The 23,077-nt window shown below is 70.0% G+C and carries 27 protein-coding genes and 1 pseudogene; 7 read left to right on the top strand and 21 right to left on the bottom strand.

Annotated elements, in window-relative coordinates:
* Positions 1–2,545: pseudogene (locus tag ABB07_RS40900) on the top strand (histidine kinase); the annotation flags it as partial.
* A gap of 303 nt (positions 2,546–2,848) precedes the next feature.
* On the opposite strand, the gene ABB07_RS19905 reads toward ABB07_RS40900, so the two are convergent.
* From ABB07_RS19905 to ABB07_RS19880, 7 genes are all read right to left on the bottom strand, one after another.
* Positions 2,849–4,504 (bottom strand): long-chain fatty acid--CoA ligase, encoded by a 1,656-nt coding sequence (locus ABB07_RS19905; protein WP_208899978.1) that lies wholly within the window; start codon positions 4,502–4,504, stop codon positions 2,849–2,851.
* A 152-nt stretch (positions 4,505–4,656) separates the two neighbouring features.
* On the bottom strand, positions 4,657–5,211 hold the full coding sequence (locus ABB07_RS19900; protein ID WP_208899977.1) for a SigE family RNA polymerase sigma factor: 555 nt from the start codon (positions 5,209–5,211) through the stop codon (positions 4,657–4,659).
* Between the two features lie 205 nt (positions 5,212–5,416).
* Positions 5,417–6,583 carry a lipid-transfer protein gene (locus tag ABB07_RS19895; protein WP_208899976.1) on the bottom strand — a complete coding sequence of 389 codons (1,167 nt, stop codon included), beginning with the start codon at positions 6,581–6,583 and terminating at the stop codon, positions 5,417–5,419.
* Complete coding sequence (locus ABB07_RS19890; RefSeq protein WP_208899975.1) at positions 6,580–7,023, bottom strand: MaoC family dehydratase; 444 nt, start codon at positions 7,021–7,023, stop codon at positions 6,580–6,582. The genes ABB07_RS19895 and ABB07_RS19890 overlap by 4 nt, the downstream gene beginning before the upstream one ends.
* A gap of 40 nt (positions 7,024–7,063) precedes the next feature.
* Positions 7,064–7,192 (bottom strand): hypothetical protein, encoded by a 129-nt coding sequence (locus ABB07_RS41550; protein ID WP_279617394.1) that lies wholly within the window; start codon positions 7,190–7,192, stop codon positions 7,064–7,066.
* A gap of 3 nt (positions 7,193–7,195) precedes the next feature.
* Complete coding sequence (locus ABB07_RS19885) at positions 7,196–8,161, bottom strand: bifunctional MaoC family dehydratase N-terminal/OB-fold nucleic acid binding domain-containing protein (RefSeq protein ID WP_208903530.1); 966 nt, start codon at positions 8,159–8,161, stop codon at positions 7,196–7,198.
* A gap of 249 nt (positions 8,162–8,410) precedes the next feature.
* Positions 8,411–8,728 (bottom strand): hypothetical protein, encoded by a 318-nt coding sequence (locus tag ABB07_RS19880; RefSeq protein ID WP_208899974.1) that lies wholly within the window; start codon positions 8,726–8,728, stop codon positions 8,411–8,413.
* Positions 8,729–9,108: 380 nt separating this feature from the next.
* Between ABB07_RS19880 and ABB07_RS19875 the strand changes: the two genes are divergently transcribed.
* From ABB07_RS19875 to ABB07_RS19865, 3 genes are all read left to right on the top strand, one after another.
* Positions 9,109–9,981: a bifunctional DNA primase/polymerase gene (locus tag ABB07_RS19875; protein ID WP_208899973.1), complete on the top strand. Its 873-nt coding sequence runs from the start codon at positions 9,109–9,111 to the stop codon at positions 9,979–9,981.
* A gap of 381 nt (positions 9,982–10,362) precedes the next feature.
* The gene (locus ABB07_RS41545; RefSeq protein WP_279617393.1) at positions 10,363–10,503 is read left to right on the top strand and encodes a hypothetical protein; all 141 of its coding nucleotides are present in this window, start codon (positions 10,363–10,365) and stop codon (positions 10,501–10,503) included.
* Positions 10,504–10,658: 155 nt separating this feature from the next.
* Positions 10,659–10,922 carry a hypothetical protein gene (locus tag ABB07_RS19865; protein WP_208899972.1) on the top strand — a complete coding sequence of 88 codons (264 nt, stop codon included), beginning with the start codon at positions 10,659–10,661 and terminating at the stop codon, positions 10,920–10,922.
* Between the two features lie 362 nt (positions 10,923–11,284).
* On the opposite strand, the gene ABB07_RS19860 is transcribed toward ABB07_RS19865, so the two are convergent.
* The 13 genes from ABB07_RS19860 to ABB07_RS19800 all read right to left on the bottom strand — a co-directional run bounded on the left by ABB07_RS19860 (position 11,285) and on the right by ABB07_RS19800 (position 19,062).
* Positions 11,285–11,671, bottom strand: a complete 387-nt coding sequence (locus ABB07_RS19860) for a hypothetical protein (RefSeq protein ID WP_208899971.1) — start codon at positions 11,669–11,671, stop codon at positions 11,285–11,287.
* 109 nt (positions 11,672–11,780) lie between these two features.
* Positions 11,781–12,908, bottom strand: a complete 1,128-nt coding sequence (locus ABB07_RS19855) for a tyrosine-type recombinase/integrase (protein WP_208899970.1) — start codon at positions 12,906–12,908, stop codon at positions 11,781–11,783.
* On the bottom strand, positions 12,908–13,126 hold the full coding sequence (locus ABB07_RS19850; protein ID WP_208899969.1) for a helix-turn-helix domain-containing protein: 219 nt from the start codon (positions 13,124–13,126) through the stop codon (positions 12,908–12,910). Before ABB07_RS19850 ends, ABB07_RS19855 begins: the two co-directional genes overlap by 1 nt.
* Positions 13,120–14,496, bottom strand: coding sequence for a replication initiator protein RepSA (gene repSA, locus ABB07_RS19845; RefSeq protein ID WP_208899968.1), 1,377 nt, complete (start codon positions 14,494–14,496; stop codon positions 13,120–13,122). Before repSA ends, ABB07_RS19850 begins: the two co-directional genes overlap by 7 nt.
* On the bottom strand, positions 14,489–14,674 hold the full coding sequence (locus tag ABB07_RS19840) for a hypothetical protein (RefSeq protein ID WP_208899967.1): 186 nt from the start codon (positions 14,672–14,674) through the stop codon (positions 14,489–14,491). The genes repSA and ABB07_RS19840 overlap by 8 nt, the downstream gene beginning before the upstream one ends.
* Positions 14,675–14,762: 88 nt before the next feature.
* Positions 14,763–15,071 (bottom strand): SpdD-like protein, encoded by a 309-nt coding sequence (locus ABB07_RS19835; protein ID WP_208899966.1) that lies wholly within the window; start codon positions 15,069–15,071, stop codon positions 14,763–14,765.
* Between the two features lie 24 nt (positions 15,072–15,095).
* Positions 15,096–15,251: a hypothetical protein gene (locus ABB07_RS19830; RefSeq protein WP_208899965.1), complete on the bottom strand. Its 156-nt coding sequence runs from the start codon at positions 15,249–15,251 to the stop codon at positions 15,096–15,098.
* A gap of 8 nt (positions 15,252–15,259) precedes the next feature.
* On the bottom strand, positions 15,260–15,451 hold the full coding sequence (locus ABB07_RS19825) for a mobile element transfer protein (RefSeq protein WP_208899964.1): 192 nt from the start codon (positions 15,449–15,451) through the stop codon (positions 15,260–15,262).
* Between the two features lie 15 nt (positions 15,452–15,466).
* The gene (locus tag ABB07_RS19820; protein WP_208899963.1) at positions 15,467–16,138 is read right to left on the bottom strand and encodes a DUF2637 domain-containing protein; all 672 of its coding nucleotides are present in this window, start codon (positions 16,136–16,138) and stop codon (positions 15,467–15,469) included.
* Between the two features lie 2 nt (positions 16,139–16,140).
* On the bottom strand, positions 16,141–16,347 hold the full coding sequence (locus tag ABB07_RS19815) for a hypothetical protein (protein ID WP_208903529.1): 207 nt from the start codon (positions 16,345–16,347) through the stop codon (positions 16,141–16,143).
* 81 nt (positions 16,348–16,428) lie between these two features.
* A complete protein-coding gene (locus ABB07_RS19810) occupies positions 16,429–17,784 on the bottom strand; it encodes an FtsK/SpoIIIE domain-containing protein (RefSeq protein WP_208899962.1) in 1,356 nt (451 codons plus the stop codon).
* A gap of 2 nt (positions 17,785–17,786) precedes the next feature.
* The gene (locus ABB07_RS19805) at positions 17,787–18,143 is read right to left on the bottom strand and encodes an SCO3933 family regulatory protein (protein WP_208899961.1); all 357 of its coding nucleotides are present in this window, start codon (positions 18,141–18,143) and stop codon (positions 17,787–17,789) included.
* 139 nt (positions 18,144–18,282) lie between these two features.
* Complete coding sequence (locus tag ABB07_RS19800) at positions 18,283–19,062, bottom strand: GntR family transcriptional regulator (protein WP_208899960.1); 780 nt, start codon at positions 19,060–19,062, stop codon at positions 18,283–18,285.
* A gap of 18 nt (positions 19,063–19,080) precedes the next feature.
* Between ABB07_RS19800 and ABB07_RS19795 the strand changes: the two genes are divergently transcribed.
* The gene (locus tag ABB07_RS19795; protein WP_208899959.1) at positions 19,081–19,548 is read left to right on the top strand and encodes an NUDIX hydrolase; all 468 of its coding nucleotides are present in this window, start codon (positions 19,081–19,083) and stop codon (positions 19,546–19,548) included.
* A 970-nt stretch (positions 19,549–20,518) separates the two neighbouring features.
* A complete protein-coding gene (locus ABB07_RS19790; protein WP_208899958.1) occupies positions 20,519–20,791 on the top strand; it encodes a hypothetical protein in 273 nt (90 codons plus the stop codon).
* 232 nt (positions 20,792–21,023) lie between these two features.
* Here the strand turns inward: ABB07_RS19790 and ABB07_RS19785 are convergent, their stop codons facing one another.
* On the bottom strand, positions 21,024–21,497 hold the full coding sequence (locus ABB07_RS19785) for a hypothetical protein (protein ID WP_208899957.1): 474 nt from the start codon (positions 21,495–21,497) through the stop codon (positions 21,024–21,026).
* 577 nt (positions 21,498–22,074) lie between these two features.
* Here ABB07_RS19785 and ABB07_RS19780 point away from each other — a divergent pair.
* A complete protein-coding gene (locus ABB07_RS19780; protein WP_208899956.1) occupies positions 22,075–22,983 on the top strand; it encodes a hypothetical protein in 909 nt (302 codons plus the stop codon).
* Positions 22,984–23,077: the final 94 nt, after the last annotated feature.

Genomic DNA, 23,077 nt, shown 5'->3' with positions numbered 1-23,077 from the left:
AGGCGCCCTGCCGCCCGCGCCCGCCCTGCCGACGGCGGGCAGCGTGCCGGCTCCGGGCAGCGAGATCGTCCCGGGTGCGCAGGCCGTCCCGGGCGCGCAGGCCCTTCCGGGCGCCGATGCCGTTCCGGCCGAGGGTGGGCAGCCGACCGGGCGGCGCCGGCGCGCGCTGGCCGCGGCGGCGGAGCGCGCCGCCGCCCAGGAGGCCGGAGCGCGTACGGTGTTCGCCCTGCCCCCGGCCGAGGCCGACCGCTCCCCGGAGTCCGCGGACGCGGCGAGCGGAGTGGGTACGGTTCCGGCGGCCGGTGGCCTTCCGGGTACCGGCGTGCCGGTGGCGCCGGGAGGCACTGTGCCGGTCGGTCCCGGGGGTACGGCTGTGCCGGTCGGTCCCGGCGGTCCGGCCGTGCCGGTCGGACCGGGTACGGCCGTGCCCGTCGGTCCTGGCGCGGCTGCCGTTCCCGGTGCTGCCGAGGGGCTGCCGCCGGGCGCCGGGCAGATCGCCGGTCCGGGCGCCGCGCAGATCGTCGGTCCGGGCGCCGGGCAGGTCGCCGGTCCGGTTCCCGTTCCCGCTCAGGCCTCCGGCCCGGTGCAGGTGCCCGCTCAGCCGCCGCTGTCCGCCGCGGGGGCACCGGGTGCCGACGGCCGGCACGACGCCGTACCGCTCGACCAGTCCGGGGACCACACCCCGCCGCAGCCGCATCCGACCAGCGCACCGACCGGTCGGCGCCGCCGCGCCGTGGCCCAGCCGGCGGATCCCGCCCAGCAGGCCCAGGCCGCACCTGCACAGGTCGCTCCCGGGCAGGCCGTACCGGCCGCGCCGGGGCAGATGACTCCCCCTCAGGGCGTACCGGTCGCTCCCGGACCGGCCGGGCCCCAGCCGGCGGGGACGCCGACTCCCGGACAGGGCACGCCGGTTCACGGCATTCCCGCGCAGGGTACGGCCGGGCAGGGCATCCCCGCCCAGGCCGGTCCGGCGGCGACGCCCGCGCCGACGCCCGCTGCGGCACCCGGCGCCCCGGCCGGTGTCGCCCCCGCCGGTGCCTCCGCGCCCGGCCTGCAGGCGGCCGTACCGCAGGCAGCCGTACCGCAGGCGCCCGTGGCCCAGCCCGCCGCGCCCGCGCGGGACACCGCCGGCCGGCCGGTCCCGGCGGTCGGGGGACAGGCGGTCCCGGCCCAGCAGTCCGCCCCGGCCGCGACCGCGACCCCGCCCGGTGGCACCCCGAGCGCTCAGCCGCTGCCCGCGGAGGCCGGTTCCGGACCGGTGCCGGCGGCCGGTGTGCCGCAGCAGTGGCCCGGTGCCGCGTCCGGCGACACCCCCGGCGCGGGCACGCCCGTACCGCAGACCGGCACGCCGGCCCCCGGCACGCCGCTGCCCGCGGAACCCGCCGGAATCCAGGCGCCGCGGGCCGCGCAGCCGTTGCCCGCCGAGGACTCGACGCAGGGACGGGCGATCAGCGTCCGCACGCTCGGGCAGGGGGTGCCGTTCTCGCGGCAGGCCGCCCAGGTGCAGCAGCCGACGCCGACCCCGCCGCCGCACGCGCCGGGCGGTTCCGGCCGCCGGCGCAAGCTGGGCACGCCTCCCGACCCGGCCCAGCGCCAGGAGCCGCAGCCGGAGCAGGCGGCCGGGCAGCCGGCCCCGGCGCACGCGTCCCTGGCCGGGCAGTCCCGGCTCGCCCCGGCCACCGAGGGCGCCGGACGGTCGTACGCCATAGGCGCGCCGGACGCCGACGCCGCCGAGGGCCCCGAGCCGCTGGACGGTCCCGGTGGCGCGGTCGAGGTCGCGGACACCCCGCGTCCGCAGCCGCTCGACGACGAGCTGCCGCCGGAGCCGCTGGACAACCCGCGCCGGCTGCTGGTGTGGCCCGCGCCGGACGCGACGACCCAGCAGGCGCTGAGCGACCGTGGCTACCGGCCGGTGATCGTGCACTCCCGTGAGGAGGTCGACGCGCAGATCGCGGCGTTCCCGGCCGCGCTGTTCGTGGATCCGCTGACGGGGCCCATCACGCGTACGGCCCTGCAGTCGCTGCGCCAGGCCGCCGTCGCGGCCGAGGTGCCGGTGCTGGTCACGGCCGGGCTCGGACAGGCCACGCGCGAGGCGGCGTACGGCGCCGACCCCGCCGTACTGCTGAAGGCGCTGGCGCCGCGGGACAGCGAGCAGCATCCGCCGCGGGTGCTGCTCATCGAGGAGCACGCGGAGATCGCGCTGGCGCTGACGGCGACGCTGGAGCGGCGCGGGATGCAGGTGGCGCGGGCCGCGAGCGACGACGACGCGGTGACGCTGGCGGGGCAGTTCCGGCCGAACCTGGTGGTGATGGACCTGATGCAGGTGCGGCGCCGGCAGGCCGGGGTCACCGGGATCATCGACTGGCTCCGCGCCAACGGGCAGCTCAACCGCACCCCGCTGGTCGTGTACACCGCCGCCGTCGACCAGGCCGACCTGCCCCGGCTGGCCTCGGGCGAGACGGTGCTGTTCCTCGCGGAGCGGTCGACGAGCACGGAGGTCCAGAGCCGGATCGTGGACCTGCTGGCCCGGATCGGCACCAACTAGGGCCCAGCAGGCAACGTTTGCCCGTCAAGGAGCGGCGTCCGGTGCGGCGAGAGTGCGTGCGCCGGGCGTCGAGACGGGGCGAACGTTGCCTGTGGGGGCACTAGCCCGGGCGCCGCTCGCACGTCGTACAGCCCTCGGGCCGTTGCGGTGGCCCGCCGGTGCCGTGGCGGCCTGCCCCTGCGTCCCGGGGCGCGCCCGGTGCGGTCCAGCCCTCGGGCGGGTGCTCGGCGGCCGACGGCGGCCGACGGCGGTGCGCCGGGCGGCAGGCCGCGCTGCCCGGCGCGTCCGGCGCGTCCGGCGGTGTCACAGGCGGGTGACGTCCAGCTCCCCGTCCGCGTACCGCCTGCGCAGCACCTTCTTGTCGAACTTGCCCACGCTCGTCTTCGGCACCGACTCGACGATCGTCCAGCGCTCGGGCAGCTGCCACCTGGCGATGCGGGCCTCCTCGGCGAGGAAGGAGCGCAGGGCCTCGAAGTCGGCGGTGGCGCCCTCCTTGAGGACGACCGTGGCCAGCGGGCGCTCGCCCCACTTCTCGTCGGGTACGGCGACCACCGCGGCCTCGGTGACGTCCGGGTGGGACATCAGCGCGTTCTCCAGCTCCACCGACGAGATCCACTCGCCGCCGGACTTGATGACGTCCTTGGCGCGGTCGGTGAGGGTGAGGAAGCCGTCGGGGGAGATGGTGCCGACGTCCCCCGTCTTCAGCCAGCCGTCCTCGCTGAACTTGTCGGTGGGGCGGAGGGGTTCGGCGTCGGGGCCGTTGTAGTACGCGCCCGCGATCCAGGGGCCGCGCACCTCCAGCTCGCCCGCCGACTCGCCGTCCCAGGGGAGGCGTTCGCCGCCGGGGCCGGTGAGCCGGGCCTCGACACCGGCCGGGAAGCGGCCCTGGGTGAGGCGGTAGGCGAACTCCTCGTCCGTGCCGACCACGTGGGCCGGGGGACGGGAGACCGTGCCCAGCGGCGAGGTCTCCGTCATGCCCCAGGCGTGGCAGACCCGCATGCCGAGCTTGTCGAAGGCCGCCATGAGGGAGGGCGGACAGGCGGCGCCGCCGATGGTGACCTGGGTGAGGGACGTCACGTCGCGGGGGCGGGCGGTCAGCTCGGCGAGCAGGCCCTGCCAGATGGTCGGGACGGCCGCGGCGTGGGTCGGCTTCTCGCTCTCGATCATCTCGGCGAGCGGGGCGGGCTGCAGGAAGCGGTCCGGCATCAGCAGGTTCACGCCGGTCATGAAGGTGGCGTGCGGCAGGCCCCAGGCGTTGACGTGGAACTGGGGGACGACGACGAGGGAGGTGTCCTGGTCGGTCAGGCCCATCGACTGGGCCATGTTGACCTGCATGGAGTGCAGGTAGATCGAACGGTGGCTGTACACCACGCCCTTGGGGTCGCCGGTCGTGCCGGAGGTGTAGCACATGGCGGCGGCCCGGCGTTCGTCGAGCTCCGGCCAGTCGTACGCCGTCGCCCGGTCCGCGATCAGCTCCTCGTACTCGTGGACCTGGGCGCCGGCACCGGCGAGCGGGGAGCGGTCGCCCGGCCCGGAGACGACGACGTGCTCCACCGTCGGCAGCTTGGACAGCAGCGGTGCGAGCATCGGGATCAGCGAGCCGTTGAGGATGATCACGCGGTCGGCTGCGTGGTTGACGATCCACACCAGCTGCTCGGCGGGCAGCCGCAGGTTGAGGGTGTGCAGCACCGCGCCCATGGAGGGGATCGCGAAGTACGCCTCGACGTGCTCGGCGTTGTTCCACATCAGCGTGGCCACCCGGTCGTCGCCGGTCACGCCCAGCTCGTCCCGCAGGGCGTGCGCCAGCTGGGCGGCGCGGGCGCCGACCTCGGCGAAGGTACGCCGGTGCGGCCCGGACTCGCCGGTCCAGGTGGTCACCCGCGAGGATCCGTGGACCGTGGACCCGTGGGTCAGGATCCTCGAGATCAGCAGCGGTACGTCCTGCATGGTGCTCAGCACGGAGTCCTCCTGGGCGACATTGCCTGTGCGGTGGTAGAGGTTGCGCTGATTCTGCGCACATACCGCGCGGTATGTCACTAGGGTGAGCCCAATTCGGCCCCGAGCGTCATGCCACCTGGGGGAGCCCCGTGCGGCCCTGCGCGATCCGGCCGCTAGCGGACCAGGCCCAGTTCAGGATCCTCACGCAGCTTGGCCAGCGCACGCGACACCGCCGACTTCACCGTGCCCACCGACACCCCGAGCACCTCGGCGGTCTGCGCCTCGCTGAGGTCCTCGTAGTACCGGAGCACGACCATCGCCCGCTGCCGCGCCGGCAGCCTGGTGATCGCCCGCCACATGGCGTCGTGCAGCGCCTGCCGCTCGGCCGGGTCGTCGTCGCCCGGCACGGGCTCCGGCTCGGGCAGCTCGTCGCAGGTGAACTCGTCCACCCTGCGCTTGCGCCACTGCGAGGTCCGGGTGTTCAGCAGCGCCCGGCGCACATAGCCGTCCAGCGCCCGCTGGTCCTCGATCCGCTCCCAGGCCACATAGGTCTTGGCGAGCGCGGTCTGCAGCAGGTCCTCGGCGTCACTCAGGTTCGCGGTGAGCGAGCGCGCGGTGCGCAGCAGGACCGGCTGACGGGCCCGCACATACGACGCGAACGTCGGGTAGGGGGTCTGCCGCGCGGGTGCGGCGGGGGCCGAGGCGCTGGTGCAGACGGGTGTGGTCATGGCTCCACGCTATGGGCGGGCCCGGGCCCGGCGGATCGGCCGCAGGTCCCGAAGCGGCGTCCGCCTCAGGTTGTAGGGGTGGGGTCCGCCCCACCTCCTGAAGGTGGACGGCGGCTCCATCCCGTCTGCGGGTACGACCCTGACTCCGCCCCGGCCGGGCCCGGTTCGACCCGCTGGTCCGGCCCCGAGAGCCGCCGCCCGTCGCTCACTGGTCCGCCGTCAGGACCAGCCCGGAGGTCGGCACCCCGGTACCGGCCGTCACCAGGGTCCGCCGCGCGCCCGGTATCTGGTTCACCGCCGTGCCCCGCAGCTGGCGCACCGCCTCAGCGATGCCGTTCATCCCGTGCAGGTAGGCCTCCCCGAGCTGGCCCCCGTGGGTGTTGAGCGGCAGCCGCTCCTCGGCCACGAAGTCCGCCGCCTCCCCCTTCCCGCAGAACCCGAACTCCTCCAGCTGCATCAGCACGAACGGGGTGAAGTGGTCGTACAGGATCCCCACGTCGATGTCGGCGGGGCCGAGTCCGGACGACCGCCACAGTCGGCGGGCCACCGCACCCATCTCCGGCAGGCCGGTCAGATCGTCCCGGTAGAAGCTGGTCATCTGCTCCTGCGCCCGGCCCGCGCCCTGGGCGGCCGCCGCGATCACGGCCGGGGGGTGCGCCAGGTCCCGGGCCCGCTCCACCGAGGTGACGACGATCGCCTGCCCGCCGTCGGTCTCCTGGCAGCAGTCCAGCAGCCGCAGCGGCTCCACGATCCAGCGGGACGCCGCGTGTTCGGCGAGCGTGATCGGGCGGCCGTGGAAGTACGCCGCCGGGTTCGTCGCCGCGTACCTGCGGTCCACCACGGCCACCTGCCCGAACACCTCCGGCGTCAGGCCGTACGCGTGCAGATACCGCTGGGCCGCCATCGCCACCCAGGAGGCCGGGGTGAGCAGCCCGAACGGCAGTACCCAGCCGAGCGCCACGCCCTCCGCCGACGGCTCGCGGTGCTGCACGCCGGCGCCGAACCTGCGGCCCGAGCGTTCGTTGAAGGCGCGGTAGCAGACCACGACCTCCGCCACGCCCGTCGCCACCGCGAGCGCCGCCTGGAGCACGGTCGCGCAGGCCGCGCCGCCGCCGTAGTGCACCCGGGAGAAGAAGGACAGCTCGCCCATCCCGCAGGCCTGGGCCACCGTGATCTCCGGGTTGGTGTCCATCGTGAACGTCACCATCCCGTCCACGTCCGCCGGCGCCAGCCCCGCGTCGTCCAGCGCGGCCCGCACCGCCTCCACGGCCAGCCGCAGCTCGCTGCGCCCGGAGTCCTTGGAGAACTCGGTGGCACCGATCCCGGCGATCGCGGCGCGCCCGGCCAGGGTGTCGCGCGCCCGGGCGGTCATGAACGGCCCTCCGTGGCCGGGGCGGTGGCGGGGGCCGCCGGGACCGTGACCGTCACCGTGCCCGTCACATGCCTGCCGAGGGAGTTGGCGCCGACGACCCGTACGGTGGCGGTGTCGCCGTCGACCGCCTCGACCGTGCCCGTCAACACCATCGTGTCTCCCGGATAGTTGGGGGCCCCAAGCCGGATGGCGACCTTGCGGAGCACCGCCGTCGGGCCGAAGTGGTCCGTGATGTACCTGCCGACCAGGCCGTTCGTCGTCAGGATGTTCATGAAGACGTCCGGTGAGCCCTTCTGCCTGGCCGACTCGGCGTCGTGGTGCACGTCCTGGTAGTCCCGCGACGCGATCGCTCCCGCCACGATCAGCGTCCGCGTGACCGGGATCTCCAGCGGGGGCAGCTCGGCACCCGCCGTGAGTGCCGTCGTCGGCGCCGTCTTCATGACCCACTCCCCATGTGCGTCGACTCCCCTGGCTCCTCAGTCACTTCGGCGCCACGGCCCACCAGCCGGCGGTCGGTCCCACGGCCCAGCAGCCGGCGGTGCGGGCCGGTCCCGCGTCCCGCCGCCGGGCGGCCTCGTGGGCGGTCGCCCGTATCGCCTCGGCGTCCATGGCTCAGGCCTCGCCCTCGCCGTGGCTCTCGCCGTGGCCCTCGACGACCCGGAAGACGGGCAGGACCAGCGTGCCCTCCGCGTCCTCGTAGGTGCGGAACTCCACCCGGACGGGCAACCCGATACGCACCTTGTCGTACGGCACCCCGATCACGTTGCTCACCATCCGCACGCCCTCGGCGAGTTCGACGAGGCCGACCGCGTAGGGAGGGTCGAAGGCCGGGAAGGGCGGGTGGTGCATCACCACGTACGAGTAGACGGTCCCCTCGCCGCTCGACTCGACCGTGTCCCAGTCCAGGCAGCCGCACGCGTTGCAGCCCGGCAGCCAGGGGTGGCGCAGGGTGCCGCAGTCAGTGCAACGCTGGATGAGGAGTCTGCGCTCGGCCACGCCCTGCCAGAAGCCGGCGTTGTCCCGGCCCACCACCGGACGGGGGCGCGGGGCCGGGAGTATGCGGCGGGCCGGGGCATACTTGAGGATGCGGAAGCGGTGGGTGCCCACGAGGTCGCCGTCGACCCGGAGGTCCGTGCGGGTCGTGACGAAGTACCCGGTGCCCAGTTTCGTCGTCTTGCGGCCGGAGACCGACTCGATCACCGAGTCGAAGGTGACCCGGTCGCCCGGGCGCAGGGGCCGTAGGTACTCCTGCTCGCAGTCGGTGGCCACCACGGCCGTACAGCCCGAGGCGTCGAGGAGCGAGAGCAGGTCGTCGTAGGCGCCCGTGCGGCCCTCGTGTCCGGACAGGCCGCCCATCGTCCAGGCCTGGAGCATGGTGGGCGGGGCGATGGCGTCCGGGCCCGAGTAGGCCGGGTTGGTGTCGCCCATGGCCTCGCACCAGTGCCGGATCATCGGCGCGTTCACCGGGTCCTTGCCCGCCCCCGCGACGGCGGCCGGCCGCCCCTCGTACGCCTTGAGCCGCGCGCCGAGCGGGTCGTGCACCACCTCCTGCGCGCTCACCGCCCGCCTCCTCGCCATCCCGAGCCGCATCATCGCGACGACCTCCCACTGATTTCTGACTGTCCGTCAGATCCTGGCCGGTGTCAAGGTCGCCGGGCACGGAGCCGGTCACGGAGCCGGGCGCGGAGCCGGGCGCGGAGCCGGGCGCGGAGCCGGGCGCGGCAGAACGCCTGCGCGGCGGCACCGAAGTACCGCCGCGCAGACGTGTGAGTCGACCCCGAAGCACACCCCGCGAGGGCCCTCAGCTGGAGGGACCTCGCCGCCGGGTCACCACAGCTCGGTGAAGTGGACGGCGACGTTGTCGTTGCCCTGCTGGATCGCCGTCCACGCGGAGCCGTTGACCTGGGCGGAGTTGCTCTGGTTCGAGGCGCCGTTGCCGACCGCGTTCTGCTGCGTGGTGGACGAGTTTCCGTGGTTGTCGTGGCCGACTCCGCTGCCGATGACGCCCGCCACACCGGTGTTGGCGCTGGATCCGTTGTCCGCGAGGGAGCCGTTGTCGGCGGCCGCGACGCCGCCGAAGAGGGCGGCTGCGAGGGGGAGCGCGGCGACAGCGGCGAGAACGCGGGCGGTACGGATACTTGCCATGTTGTTCCTCCAGAACAGAGAACTCTGCGGCCCCTTGGGCCGGCAGTGCGTGAAGTACGGCTCGTGTCAGGGCAGTTGGCCGGCCGCTCTGACGGTCGTGGACGACGTCGCGAGATCAGAGTTGCCCACCGAACCCCCGGTGAACCACCACGTAAGGCCCGATTCGCACGCAAGCGTGATGACAAGTCGATAAACCCCTATCGCCGCATTTCGCGCCTTCATACAGCAGAAGAGATCAAACAGCGCTTTCCCCTCGTTTCCCCCGCCAAGTGCCACAAGAGGTGAACCGTTCCTTCGAACATCCGGCCACTTTCCGCGTCCCGGCGCGCCGCCACCGGCCACCCCTTCCCTTTTTCGAACGTGCGTACGAACATGGAGGCATGGCCTACACCGACCGGCAGGCCACGACGCTGGCCCTCGCACACGCACTGTCAGCCGCCGAACGCGGCCTGGCCGTCATCCCCCTGTCCCGCACGAAGCTCCCGGCCCTGCGCTCCCCCCACCGCGACGACCCCGGCCCGGCCGGACCGCGCTGCCACGGCGAGTGCGGCCGCTTCGGACACGGCGTGTACGACGCCTCGACCGACCCCGTCCGCATCCGCGAGCTGTTCGCCGCCGCGCCCTGGGCCACGGGGTACGGCATCGCCTGCGGGCTGCCGCCGCACCACCTGATCGGCGTCGACCTGGACACCAAGTCCGGCACGAGATCCTCGACCGCGCTGCGCGAGCTGGCCCTGCGGCATCTGTTCACCATTCCGGAGACGGTCGTGGTCCGCACCCCGAGCGGCGGGCGCCACCTGTGGCTCACCGGCCCGCCGGACGTCGTCGTACCGAACTCCGCCGGGCGCCTCGCCCCCGGCATCGACATCCGCGGCGCCGGCGGCTACCTCGTGGGCCCCGGCTCCCGCACCGATCACGGCGTGTACACGACCGCCCCCGGCACCGCGTACCTGGCGCCCGCCCCCTGCCCGCCGTCCCTGCTGCGCCTGCTCGTGCCGCCACCCCGCTCCCCGCACGCACCCCCTTCGGTCCCCGGCGACCACGGCCGCGGCCTGGTCCAGTTCGTCCTCGCCGCCCACGAGGGCCAGCGCAACACCCGCCTCTTCTGGGCGGCCTGCCGTGCCTACGAGAACGGCATCGGCCCCGCCCTGGCCGACCCCCTGACCGAGGCCGCCCTGGGCACCGGCCTGTCCGAACGCGAGGCCCGCGCGACGATCGCCTCCGCGGCGCGCATGACGGGGCACCGGCCCTGACTGCCTGCCCATGGGGTTGGTCGGCGCGCGCTCAGTCGGGCTTGACGACGGCCGTTGCCTTGAAGCCGCAGCACTGGATTTCGCGGACGGGCGCGACGGACGACGGCACCTCGTACGAGAAGCGGGGCCTTAAGAGGCGTAAGCGCGGTGCGACGCAGACCATGCCCATCCCGCCCGTTCTCGTGCATCTGCTCCGTTAACGGCACGGCTGACGACGGCTGATTGTTCCGGGCTGCGCGGGGTGGGCGCGTCCCCTCCGCCGAGTACTGCGACGTCGGGGAGAGAGCGCGGAAGGCAGTGCTGTCGCCCCGTGAGGTGAAATCGGAACTCGCCGCTGTGCCGTACCGCCACGCCGGTGTCTCCCTATGGATCAAATCCGGGGTGGACCCCGCAGAGGTCGCCGCGCGTGCCGGCCACAGCATCGCTGTGCTGTACCGCTTCTACGCAAAGATCCTCAAGGGCGGCCAGGAGCACTCCAACGACCTGATCTCCCGCGCGCTCGCCGAGGGAGACAAGCCCTGACCTGGTGAAGTCGAATGCGGGATCAACCGACGAAGCCCCAGCTCGGTCCCCCCGGCTGGGGCTTCGTCGTGTCACAACCTGGCCACGGCAGCTACACACAGTCCTCACATCGCGCCACACTGAGCCGTCTGATCACCAAGCTCCAAGGGGGGACCATGGGGTTCATCAACAACGCCAAAGCCAAGGGCGCAACCGACGAGGCGCGCAAGGCATACACCGAAGGGCGCAGCGTCCTCGTGTACAAATTCATCGAGGCCAACAAGTCCAGCATGACCACCGCGCCAATGACCGGCATCGGCGAGCAGATCGAAGCCGTCGAAGCGGAAGGCTGGGTCCTCGACCAGATGGCAGCCGCCGAGAGCAAGACCCTCAGTGGCGAACGCATCGGCCTCGTTTGCCTGTTCCGCCGCCGCGCCTGACACCATTCGCCCTTAGCCCTAACCTCGCTCACCGGCCCACAGATGGCCCATACGCACTGGTCAAAGGTGGATGGAGGCGAGAAAGGGTGAGACAGTCTGCACACCAAAGGGGTGCCCCATTGATCGGGACACCCCTCCTGGCCAGCGCCTGCACTGACCTGCTGCGGTGGGTGTGGGATTTGAACCCACGGTGACTCGCGCCACGACGGTTTTCAAGACCTTTTGGCGGAGTGGACCCTTCGCGGCTACACAGCAGGTCAGACGAGTGCAGGCACCCCGGACGGAGCCGTTGTCTTCCCCTCCGTGCCCCTTACGTGCCCCTCGTCGGTACTCGTGCCCTTCTGGGGCGAGGGGCTATCGCTTCAGCCGGTCACCACGGGAACGATCACCGCCGCGACCGCCGACAGCAAGCCGCCGACCGCGAGGAAGGCGTTGAACTTCTCCTTGGCCGTCGGGAACAAGGCGCGGCTGAGGTCACCTGCCTTGCTCCGCATGACGATCATCTTCATCTTCTGCCACCGGTGCTGGCGCCTCTTGCACCCCATCAGCACGCCGTAAGCATTGTCGCGGCAGTACGTCCGCCCGTCGCGATTCAACGCTCCGCACCAGACCGGCACTTGAAAAGCCGCATAGGCCGATACGGCGACCGAGAGAGCCGCGATGACCGGCAACGCCCACTGTTGGCTCCACCCGACGATCAAAGCCGCCGCCGCCACGTATCCCCAGTACAGACGCACCACTTTGCCCATGACCGCGCAGAGTAGCGACGGATTGTCATGCTCAGTAGACGGTAACCAGTCACGCAGAACAGGCCGAACCCCCTGACCGGTAGGCCAGGGGGTTCGCTCCCGGTGTAGCTCAGTCGACGGCGCCCGTCTCGTCGCCCCCGCTGAGCCAGGAGTCCGCCGCCTCCGCCACCTGGTCGTCGCGACCAGCGACCGGCCGGGCGTAGTGGCGGGTCGTGACGCTCGCGTTCGAGTGGCCGAGCCGGTGAGCAGCGGTCATCACGCCGTACCGGTCGGCGACCCACGTGCCGTGCGAGGCGCGGAGATCGTGCGGGGTCACGTCGGTCAGCCCGGCCGCCGACACGGCGGGGTCGAAGTACGCCTTGCGCCACTGGTTGTAGCGCAGCGGCTTGCCGCCGGGGGTGGTGAACAGGAGCGCGTCATCCCCGCCGGGCAGGGTCTCCAGGTGCCGGCCGAGCCGCTTCGCGAGGGCGGGGCCGACCTTGAGAAGCCGCTTCTGGTGCGACTTCGGGGTGTCGAAGACCAGGGTGCCGTTGGCCTCGGCAAGGTTCTCGTCGACCAGGATGAAGCCGCCGGACGCGTCGATGTCCGCGCGCCGGAGGGCGAACGCCTCACCCACCCGCAGGCCCGCGTACGCGAGAAGCGCGATGAGTAGATCATGCGGCTTGGCCGCGCTGCGGACGATCCGCGAGGCTTCGAGCGGGGTCAGGATGTGCGGCTCGGTCTGAGGCATCCGAGGCAGCTTCACGCCCCGGCACGGCGTCTGCGGGATCATGCCGTTGTCGACGGCCGACCGCATGACCTGCGACAGGACCCGGTACGCCTGCCTGATCCGCGAGGCGCTGAGACCCTTGCTCTTCATCCCGCCGACCCACTCAGCAATCGTGATCGGCCGGAGGCTGGACAGCTCACGATCGCCGAGCGCCGGGTTGATCAGCGAGTTGATCAGAGACCGGTACGACGCCTGGGTCTTGTGCTTGAGCTGCGGGGAGACGGCAGCGAACCAGCGGGCCGCCCAGTCGCGGACCGTCGTCTGCCCCTCGGCCGGATCGAGCCAACGCCCCTCTTCGATCTCGATGCGCTTCCGCATGAGCCAGCGGTCGGCGTCCGTCGACGTGGCGAACGTCCGATCGGCGGGGCGCAGCACGCCGTCAGGCCCCGGGTACCGAGCTTGGAACCGGCCGGACGGCAGCTTGCGGACACGGCCGAAGTTCCGGCGGGACTTACGCTTGCCAGCCATCAGGCAGCCCTCCCCAGCGCAGAGGGACGCAGGACGACCGGTTCCACGGTGTTGGCGCTGACGTATGCCTCTACGGCGCTCTCGGGTATGCGGACGTGCCGCCCGACTTTCACGAAGGTGATGCGGCGTTCCTCGATGAGGCGACGAGGGAAACGGACGCCCGTGCCGAGGCGTTCGGCGACCTGGTCCACGGTGAGAAGTCGGTCCAAGGTCACCACTCCCCCTCGTCAGCGGGCAGCCCGGACAGGGCCTCTCGGGCGGTTTCCCGCTTGGTCTGCAGTTCCCGGGCGATGGTGGCGGCGAGGGCGGATTCACCCGGGGTGTGGCCGTGCCCGGCGTACTGCCAGTCGGCCAGGACAAGGACCGTGTCCGGCTCGTGGTCGTCCAGGCCGAGAGCGGCGGCTTCCTGGGCGGCGCGGTAGTCGGCACGTTCCTGGCGGAGGGCGCCCAGTGTGGTGGAGTAGCGGCGGCTCTTGCTGGAGAAGTGGCCGCGGAAGCCGAGCATGTGAGCCCAGGCCCAGAGGCGCCGGTCGGGATAGAGCGGGTCGAGTTCCTTGCAGGCCTTGATGAGGCGGCGGGCGTGGTCCGGGACCTGGTGGCGGTCGAGCTCGGCGAGTTCGCCGATGCGGCGGTCAAGGGTGCCGGTGTTCTCGGCGGCCTTGGTCGCGTACTTCGCCACATAGGAGGCGACGGCCTGTTCGGTGATGTCCGAGCCGTCCCCGAAGGCCTTGACCGGCCGGACGTCGAGCTGTCGACCCCAGCGGAATGTCCGGGCCGGTTGGTCTCCGGCAGCCGGAACCGAGACGGACGTGTACGAGTGCGCAGCAGCTGCACGGATCGCGTCGGTGAGGACGTCGACCGTGGCCCAGGCGGGCGGCGGCGTCTCAGGACCCTCTGGGCCGTCGAGCCGGATCACGGCGTGGAAGTGCAGGGCACCGCGTTTCTGGAACTCGGCGACCTTGCCGTACGAGACGCGGAGGTGATCGGCGAGTTCCCGGCGAGAAAGGCCGGCACGGGCGGCGAGTTCGCGGCGGAGCCGGGTGGTGAAGCGCTGCCAGAGCTGACCGGCGTGGTTGTTGAACAGCACCGTACCCGCGTAGTCGTACCCCTCCGGGTCCAAGGCAGTGCCGAGGGCGGGGTCATCAGCAGCGTGCCGGACCCCGCAACGGCAGGCGCCGTGGTCAGGCCGGTTGTGGACCGGGCCAAACGATGGTGCGGTGAGCGTGGCGAAGACCCGAGGGTGAGCGCGGACGGTGGCCGGGATGTCGCGCCGGTCATCTCCTGCCACGCCCGCGCGGATGAGGTGGTAGGTGTCGCCCGCATAGGTCCAGGCGCAGGCGCGGCAGCGTGAGGCGCGGCGGTTGCCGCAGGCGACGCGCAAGCGCCCGCCCGGCTCGTTCTCGGTGGAGTAGTGGTGCAGCACCTCACCGGTGGTCTTGTCCTTGTGGAGAACCCATCCGCGCAGGTGAATCGGGTCGGCGCAGCCGCCAGTACGGCGGATCTGGTCCTCCCAGCGGACGTAGTCGGAGGCCGAAGCCACCCTCAGCAGGTCGCCGAGGGTGGTCGGGTCGAGCAGAATGTCAGGCACGGGCACCCTCCCGGACGCGGCGGGTGTGGACGAGGCCGGTGCCGCTGCAGGCGGCGCAGTGCGCGGTGATGATGCGCAGGTGGCCGCGGGCGTCTCGGCCGCCGAGGGTGACGGCCACGGAGGCGAAGCCGTCGCAGTCGGGGCAGATGCGGGGCGGGGGCGTGGTGCGGTGAGTCATGCTGGGGCTTCCTTCCGGTTCTGTGGATCGGACAGGGACGGCGCCCGGGCGGCGGATGCTTGGCGGTGTCAGGCCGCCCGGGGGCCGGTCAGCGTCGCTTGGCCTCGGTAGCGAGCAGGGAGCGCAGGACGACGGCGACCACGGCGACCGAGACGCCGGTGATGGCAACGGCCAGGAGCATGGAGACCAGGACGGCGCCGACGACCAGGACCACGGCCGTGCCGCCGCCGACGAGGGCGAGTGCGGTGCCGGGGGTGAGCTGGATGGTCGGCCGGGACGGTGCCGGGACGGGCGGCGGGGTCTGGGCAGCCGGGGTGACCGGGGTCGGCTCGATGACGGCGGGCGGAGTGACATGGCCGGTCGGGGTCGGCATCGTCGGGATCTTCGGGCGGAGCATGGCCTTTCTCCCTTCTGAACTGGGCTACTTGACGAGGCTGTTGATCGCGGGGGCGAGGACGCTGTCGGCGAGCAGGAAGCCGCCGAGCAAGAGGACTGCGATGAGCCAGGCGGGCGGGCGGATGAGCTTGACGCCGAGGTAGCCGACGACGAGCAGCGCGAACCAGAGCGGAACCTGCATGGCGTCTCCTAGCGGACCTTGCAGCGGTGGGTGCGGGCGGCGAGCTGAGCGGCGGACTGGCTGGAGTAGTCGGCGGACCAGCCGCAGTCGTCGGTGGTGCACACGGCGGCGTGCTTGGTCTGGCCGTGGCGGTCGCGGTGGGTGCCGATCTGCACCGGGCCGATCCGCATCACGGAGTGGAAGAAGTCACGGGCGGGCATGGCCAGGCCTCCTTGTCAGGCGAGTTGGGCGGCGATGGCGTCGGCCAGGTGGGGCGGGACGCCGAGGCGGGCGCGCAAGGTGTCGGAGTCGATCCGGTGGCCGGTGCGAGCCTGGTGGTCGGCAGCGACCTTCTTGGCGTGGTCGACCAGCGCGGCCGGGACCGGCACCACCGGGGCAGGAGCCGGGGCCGGATCGGCGGCGGGCAGGACCGGGGAGTCGTCGGCCGCCGGGACGGTCTCGGCCTCCGCCGATACGGGGGCGGGTTCGGGCTCTTGCTCGGGGGCGGGGGCCGAGTGCCCGGGTGCCGGCGGGACCGGTTCCCGGGACTCAGCCGAGTGGGCAAGGAGGGTGCCGCCGAGGAATGCGAGGGCTGGCCATCCGGCGACGCCGAGTCGGAGCAGACCGGGTGGGTTGGCCAGGTCGAGGAATCCGGCGGTGGCGATGTTGGCGCCGAGTGAGGCGACCAGGGCGACGAGGAACCAGCACCAGGCGAGCCGGGAGGGGCCATCGGAGCGGAGCCGTCGCCAGGCGGCGACCAAGAGGAGGTCGACGCTGACCGGATAGGCCCAGGCTTTCCAGCCGGTCTGACCGGCCGCGGCGGCCAGGTCGTGCAGGTGGGCAAAGGACAGCGCACCAGCGATGACGGCCTGTACGAGGACGGCGTCCAGGCGGATCGAGCGGGCCACGGTCACCACCCCTCGCCGGGGTACTCGGGTCCGTCGTTGGGGTCGTAGCCGGGCGGGAACGTGCCGGGCGGCGGCTCAGGCAGCGAGACGGCCAGCGACGGGCTGACGGCGTCCACGAAGTCGAGGTCAGCGCCATTCATGTCGGCGTAGAGGGCGAGTTGGCCCAGCAGGAGCACGGTGCGGGCGAAGTCCTCGCAGTCGGGGCACATGGCGGGCTCTCCCTTCATCAGGCATGGCTCGGGTAGGGACCTGGCGTGAAGGCGGTCACGCCGACCGGATAGCGGGGAAGATCAGGCCGTAGCCGTGGCTGTCTTGGACAGCGGCACCTGGACGGCAGGAGTGCCGGGCAGGGCGGGCCTGAACGGTGCGAGTTCAGGCAGGTCCGGGGTGCGGTCGGCGTGCCGGTTGCAGATGTTGACGGCCTGGCGCAGCGAGGTGTGCGGAGCGCGGATGCGGTGCCAACCGCCGGTCGAATCACCAGCGATGGCCACTCCTCGCATGTCGGCGGGGATCTGGATCGCGGCTAGAACGGCGTCCGGAGAGATGTCGCCGAAGGCCATGTTCGCCGAGGTTTCGTCGTTGACGCGGTGGGCGGTACGGCCGGTGAGCTGGGCGCGGAGCATCGTGATGCCCTTGCCGAGTTCGGAGCCGAAGCGCTGTCCGCAGATTTCGAGATAGATGCCGGCGGCGCGGCCGAGCTGGGCGAGACGGACCAGCGCGGTGATGACCCGGTCCCGCCGTTTCTCCTCCTCCTTGGTGGCGAAGAGGGCGAGTTCGGCGACCTCATCGACCAGGACAACGATGGGAGTCGGGCGGATGTCGTCGGGCAGGTCCCAGATGTCGGCAGCGATCTCGGCGTCAGGGATGTCGGCCGTGATCCGCTGTTCGGCTCGGATGAGTTGATAGACGCCCTCCATACGGGTCACGAGTGCGTCGAGCAGGTCGGCGGCGGCGTCGGGGTTGGCGGCGAGTGCGGAGAACCGACGGGCCAGCGGGAACAGCTCGATGCCTTGCTTGCAGTCGATGCCGACCAGGGCGACATCCAGTGGAGCGAGCCCGGCGACGAGGTTGCGTTGGTAGACGGACTTGCCGGACTCGGTGGCGCCGAGGGTGAGCGCGTGGGGTATCGCCCGGTAGTCGCGGTAGTGGACGGAGCCGTCTTCCCGCAGGGCGACCGGGACCCGCATCGCTCGGGTGGCGGTCTTGGCGGGCATCTGCACCCGCTTGAGCACGTCGTAGCCGGTCATCCGCGCCTCGACCACACCCGAGCGCAGCTCACGCGAAGTCACGCCGTACATCGAGAACGAGTGCCGCAGCCGGTCTGAGGCGGCGGCCACGTCGAAGGCGTCCTGACCAGGCCGCAGCTTGAGGCGCAGAATCAGGCCCGTCCGGGTTGGCCGAAGGCGGAGGATGCGCGGCGGACGGGACTCCGGCACGGGCCGATTGGTGGCCCGAGCTAAGGCCAGGCGCCAGCGCGACGGCGGGACAGTCAGGCCGCAGGCGTCCATCACGGAGGCGTAGCGGACCAACACCCGCAGCGCGGCAAGGGCGACCCCGAAGGTCATCCAGTACCAGGCGGGGCGCCGCCACCGCAGGAGGCCCGCAGCGGCGACGACCAGCACCAGAGCGACCGTGAAGCCGGTCATGATCAGGCCGCCTTCGTCTTCGCAGCGGTGTCCACCAGCGAGGTGACGGCGACCGCGCGGAAGGCGATGCCGTGCCGCTTCTGGCCGTTGAACTCGTTCTCCCACGGCCGGGCGATCAGACCGGTCAGAGCGACCGGAGTACCCATGGCCAGCTCACCGGAGATGCCCGGCTCGGGGACGGTGATGGTCAGGATCTCCACCTCGTCGTTCGCCGCGAACATCACGTCCACGGTCATCAGCTTCGCGCCGGTGTCGGCGTCGGTGGCGATCTCGCCGGTCCGGCGGTCACGGACCTTGGGCTGCGGGGTCTTGGCGACCATCACGGTCGCGGCGGAGGTGTCGACGGGGATCTGACGCACAGCGGATCACTCCTCTACAGAGGTCGGACTCCGTCACTCATGTATATGAGTGACATGAAGAAGAGTGCCTGACTCCTATATATGAGTCAACCCGTCGCGAAGAAGAACTCGCGACGGGTCGAAGAGAGTTGAGCGGGCGTCAGTCCGCCGCAGGGATCCTGTACTCGAAAACGAACTGGTCAGCGGCCATGAGCGTGTCGCAGACCTCGACCACCCGGCCCTCCGTCGTACGAGCTTCCCGGACCAGATGAACCACCGGAGCACCCGCGCTCAATGCCAGCTCGGAGGCTTCCGCCTTGGAGGCCGGGCGCGCTTGCAGCGTCTCAACGAACTCGGCGAACTCGTGTCCGTGGTCTTCGAGTCGGGCATAGATGCCACCGCCGCCAGGGTTCTCGGCAAACAGCTCAGGGATGTCCTTCACGACGTCCCACGGGAGGTACGACGTAGCCGTCTCGACCGGGGTGCCGTTGCGGAAGTAGAGGCGGCGCCGGGCGAGCACCTGGGTGCCGGCGGAAACGCCCAGTCGTCGGGCCGCATCCTCGGGGGCCTCCATCGGGCCGATGTAGAGGACGCTCACCTTGGCCGTGGCGCCGGACTGCGCGGACTCGGCGAGGTACGCGGCCTTGCCACCCTGACGAAGCGAGCGCCGGAAGCGGTCGGAGGACCGATGCCGTACCGGCGGGCGATCCTTCACAATCGAACCCTTGCCGTGCCGGGTCTCCACGAGCCCACTCGCGCGCACCTCGACCATGGCCTTGCGGATCGTGCCGCCCGACACGCCGTAGCGGTCGACCAGCTCCGACTCACTCGGCACCATTTCACCGGGCTTGAGGACACCCGCCCGGATCTGCTGGACGATCTCCTCGGCGATCTGGACGTACCGAGGTACGGACCTCTCACCTCCTACTGCGGTTCCCATAGTCCTTCTCTTCCTCCTATGCTCCTGTACATGAGTAACAGTGCCCAGGAAGGCCAGTCAACGCCACTGCACTCCGTGTCCGTGGCCGGGGTAGTGGTGCGTGAGGACGGCCGACTGCTGGCGATCCGCCGCGCCGACAACGGCACTTGGGAACTCCCCGGCGGTGTACTGGAACTCAACGAGACGCCAGAGGCGGGCGTCGCCCGCGAGGTCCTGGAGGAGACCGGCATCCACGTCGAGGTGGACGAACTCACCGGGGTCTACAAGAACACGACCCGCGGCATCGTCGCCTTGGTCTTCCGCTGCAAGCCTTCAGGCGGGACCGAGCGCACGTCGAGTGAGTCAACGGCCGTCGACTGGCTCACGCCCGACGAGGTCACAGCGCGCATGTCCGAGGTCTTCGCGATCCGGCTCTTGGATGCTTTGGACGGCAACGGCCCCCACGTGAGGAGCCACGACGGGCGACGGCTCATCCCAGCGGGATAAGACTTTCCCTACTTCATCAAGCCCCGGCTGCGCTTCGCTCCGCCGGGCGCGCTCCCGGCTCCACTGCGGGCGCCGCTCCTGCCTCCGGCCCGCTCCGCCCGCGCTGCGCCGACGCGCGCCCACTGGTGGAGGACCGGTGGCCACGAGTCGATCACCGCATACGCGGCTGAGTCAGAACAGTGCCTCCGGCGGGGGCTCGGCCGGCACCGGGATGGAAGGGGCGCCGTTCCCGACCGCGGGTCCGTCGGGGCGGATGCTGGGGGCTCCCATCTCGCACACCATCGACCCAGGCAGAGCCGAGCAGACGCGGCCCAGGGGCGTCAAGGTCGTTCGTACAGTGGCGCGCTCCACCTTGACGCCCCTGAACCACGCCCGCTCCACGGTGTGTGGGTCGACGGCGTACGGGATGGGAGCTGGGGGTGGGTGGTGGCTTGGGCAGGGAAGGCCAAGCGGCATCTTGAGGTAAGAGATGCAAATGCGTACTGCCTATTACTTCGTGGCTCGTAGCGTGTACTCCTGCGCACCGTTAGGGGCGATCGTGATCCGGCTGGGGAAGTTTTTCTTCTACACAGCTGGGGGCGAAGAAAATTGCTGGTCAGTGGGCCTCTCCCGGGTGATGCGGTCGGCTATCCACAGGCTCGTCCCGCAGGTCGCACACAGCGGTAGGTCACGTCTCCACAGAACTAGCGAGGCTGTGCCCAGGGCCTGTGGATAACCAGATTGGCTGGCGGCAGGGGGCGTGCCACCATCAGCAAGCCAAGCGGCGGAACTGTCCTACTAGGCAGCGCAGTTGATGTTGAGCGGGTTCCACGTGAAACGGCCGATGGGAACAACCCCCGTGTCTGTAAGCGGAGTTGGCCCTCTCATTTGTCAGTGGCGTGCCGTAGAAAGGTCAGGCCCAAACGAGACGCGGGGCGCACCCGAGCACTTTGGCGAGAGGCAGGTGCGCCCCGAGAGAGCCAGGAGGAACATGAACACGCCCCGTCTGACCCGCGACGCCCAGCTTCAGCACGGAAGCTTTGGCGCTAGTACCACTGTTTCACGAGCCACTGACAACGCCCAATGGGTATGGCTCGGAGCAGTAGCCAGCTGCGTGATCGGAGCCCAGCCCCTTGCCGCAGCCCTCGATTCGGCGACGCATCTGGTCACAGTGATCATCGTGCTGTTGCTTGTCCGAGCGCACCTGCAGAGTCAACCTCGACTGCTGTCGAGGGAGGCCGTCAAGGACAACGCTGATGTCTGACACCAGTGGCTGACACCAACAGAGGCGAATAACGACGGTTGTCGCTGGACCTACACGGACCAGCGATGCAAGGCGAAGGTCGCTTGATCCAGTACGCCCAAACCGGCCGTGATTAACCTGATAGGCAGGTGCACGGATATAGTTTTGCCCATGTGGGCGCCGGCCCGTCCTCGGTCGGCGCCCGACGGTGCGAATCACTCATTGAAGCCCGGGGCGTACGACTGCCTTTGCATCAGTCGCCCTGTTCTAGTTCAGGGGTAATTTTCGATGGCTGCACTGAGCGATAGACGGCAAGCGGGATGACGGAAATGGCTGGCCAGGTGGGTGCTTCACTGAAGCCGAATCCCTCCATCGCCCTACTTGTCTCTTGGATCATCCTTTCAAGGACTTGGCGGTTCACTTCGCCGTCTGCCACTGCCTCTTGGAGCGTGGCCATTATACGTTCGTAGCGAACGGTCGGCGCGATGGTGTCGCGCTCAGGGATTCGACTGATCGTTGCGAGGGTGGTCCACTCCTGAGGGTCTGCCCCCAAGCGCGAGAATAGGACCGTTTTCTCTCCTGCCAAATAATTCCCAGGATCAGAAATGACGCCTGAGAATTGATAGTCCCATTCGTCCTGGCCGCAAGGGTACACTCGAAGCGTGAGATGCTCCCCATACATCGCATTAACGATTTTTTTCCACATCGCCTGAAAAGGTGGAGTCATCAGTCACGGAGGAAAAAGCGTTCACGGATGCCGCGAATGAAGCGGGGTAAATAATACTTGTCGGTCCTTTGACTCGAATTAGTGATCCCGGGTTCAGCGCTCGATGAATACGGCCTCGATTCCAGTTCTTAGGCTTCTTGGATACTTCGCTGACATCTAGGAGCATCTGGGCATACTCGGCGTCGTCTTCGAGCATCGCCACGTGCAGGTCCGCGAGGGAGCGAACCTCCTGGTTCCTTGTTCCCTCGTCATGTTGGGGACCATCCAAGTCCGTGAGGGAAGCAGTCCACTGTCGAGTGTGTTCTGAGCGTCTCGTTTCTGGCAGACCCGAAGAGAGTTGAGCAAGGAGAGTCCTCACCCGCAGTGTGTCGACATAGAGGTACTCGCGCACACTCACAACAGCATTACTCGGTCTGTCAGGCATGAAGGCTCCGGGTACTCGGGCAGGCAACATTGGACCTACTGGCCTAGACGCGGTCGCTAATGCTGTCAAGCTTTGGCCAAACATTACCGACCGGTAGTGATGCTCGGAAACTTCTCCTGGAAGGTTCGGCCCCGGTGGCGGTAAGCTCGCCAGGTGTCTATCGGGGCAGATGAGTTGAGCATCCTGGAGTACATCTACGACCAGTCTGGTGGTGACCTGGGCCAAGGGGTGCATCTTTGGCCGCATTTCGATCAGCATGACTTCGGGCCTGCCGTACGTAGACTCCATAAGGCCGGACTCATTAATATGCACTCAATAGCGGGCGATTACAGCATCAGTCATTTTGGAATTAGGCAAGTATCCGAACTGCGCGCAAAAAGGCGTAACGGTCCCGCTCGTACGGCGGCGCTGCGTCAAGCATTGGTGCTATGGCTGTACGATTCCTATACCGGTGCGGAAGCGCCGCCAGCGACAACTGAGGAGTTCGGGGCCTCGGATCGATCCTTGTTCTGCGGGCAAAGTTTCAGTGATCGCGAAACGGAGCTCGCCGTTTCCTATCTGCACTCAGTCGGCCTGATTCAAGGGCTGCAAGTCGATCAATCTAGCCATCTACTCGCCCCATCGCTCACCGTAAAAGGGGTTGATTGTGCAGAAAGTGAGAAGTCAGTGTCTGAGTTCTTGAATCCCCCGGCGTCCAGCGGTCCGACGTTCAACGTGCGAGTCGACGGATCACAAAATGTTGTTGTCGGAACTCAGTCCGACTTCACGCAAAACAACAATTCAGGAATCGACCCTGCTGTCCTCGCTCAGCTCACCCACTTCGCGACTGTCGCACGCCAGGGAATTCCTTCCTATGGCCTGCCGGAAGAGCAGCAGGTCGAAGTGGAGCGTATCTCAAACGAGTTGGAGGCCGAGGCGAGTGGCAATGCACCGGAGCGTGGCCGCCTCCGTCAGCTGTCTGATCGTCTCATGGCTGCACTTGCACCGGCTGCGGGCAACGCCTTGGGTGGAATGGTCATGGCGCTTGGCGAGCAGGCTGCGCATGCGATCGCAGGGTCCTGATAGGAAGCAAGCTTGCGGCGGTACAGCAGCCAAGTACAGCAACCACAGCAACCGGCTCCGTCCCGCAGCGTCTGTAGAGGGCCGTAACGCGACC

Source organism: Streptomyces incarnatus, from assembly GCF_001027185.1.
GTDB classification, from domain to species: domain Bacteria; phylum Actinomycetota; class Actinomycetes; order Streptomycetales; family Streptomycetaceae; genus Streptomyces; species Streptomyces puniciscabiei.
Note: the sequence above shows the minus strand (reverse complement) of the source record. Positions and strands in the feature narration are given on the sequence as shown.